Here is a 1,055-nt window from a genome sequence, read left to right as displayed (position 1 = left end):
ACGCTCAGCTAATAGTTCTTCGATATCCCGATAACTAAATTTATAGGCAACATAGCATCGAATAGTCATCATAATCGTGGCTGAAGGAAATTGTTTCTTGATGAAGTTTAATGCCATAGCTGGGGCTCATAGATCAGATAAAAAAATAAGCCTAACATTATAGATAAGCATGTCTATGTATCATCTGCTTATCAATACTTACTGTGAAGACTATTCCGGCGTATTCAGATGCGACAGAATCTATTAAACTCCGCCCTATAGAGCCTCAATACATTACACTCCCCTTACAGCTCGCTTCACCCAGCTTTGCTCCAAGCAAGACAATATTATGAGAGGCATCTTTAAACATAATAATTTTTTGTTCTCTCAGTAGATGAAGAGCCTTGCTCACAGTTAATGCCCCTATATTAAGACGTAATCCTATTTCTTTACGTGATATTTTGATCTGCATACCATCAGGATGCGGAATTGTATCAGGGCCTTTTACCAATACATTTAACAACAGTTCAACACGAACAGTTTGTGGTCGAACTCTCGAATTTAATATTGCATTATGATGCTTCATTCGTATGACAATTTGACTTGATAAATACATTAAAAAGGCAGGATAACTCATCATTATATATTGAAGCTTATGATAAGATATTTCAGCTACTTCACATATGCCCTTTGATTTTACGTAAGCATCAAATATTTGTATTTTTGTCTCACCAGGAAAAATCAGTTCCCCAAAAAAATCCCCGGGATTAAAATCAAGCAGGATAAGTTCTTTCGCCTTATTGTTTTTCCTATTATTTTTAATTAAAGAATAGGCACTGCCTTTAAGTAAAAAACAAAATTTATTATCACATTCATCCTTCAATACATGCTTAGCAGGATATTTATGAATTTGGCAGTAAGGCAAGATAGTATTTATAATTGTTTGGAATGTCATCGTTCAGTTTACCTCTACAATAACGGATTTAAGTATTCGGTATTTTTATTTCCAGCTTTAAGTGGTAAAAACCACCGTCTTCAGACGGTGCATTTGATTTTAAATATTTTGATTTTGCGTG

At 34.3% G+C, this 1,055-nt stretch carries 1 protein-coding gene; it reads right to left on the bottom strand.

Annotated elements, in window-relative coordinates; all coding sequences use genetic code 11:
• Positions 1-265 precede the first annotated feature (265 nt).
• Positions 266-934: a Crp/Fnr family transcriptional regulator gene (locus G337_RS0119445; RefSeq protein ID WP_028865317.1), complete on the bottom strand. Its 669-nt coding sequence runs from the start codon at positions 932-934 to the stop codon at positions 266-268.
• Positions 935-1,055: the final 121 nt, after the last annotated feature.

The organism is Psychromonas aquimarina ATCC BAA-1526, from assembly GCF_000428725.1.
Lineage (GTDB): Bacteria > Pseudomonadota > Gammaproteobacteria > Enterobacterales > Psychromonadaceae > Psychromonas > Psychromonas aquimarina.
This window is presented reverse-complemented; position numbering and strand designations above follow the sequence as displayed.

Bases quoted from the DNA above. Each gene is read 5' to 3' on its own strand.
- G337_RS0119445 (WP_028865317.1), bottom strand. From the start codon at position 934: ATGACATTCCAAACAATTATAAATACTATCTTGCCTTACTGCCAAATT.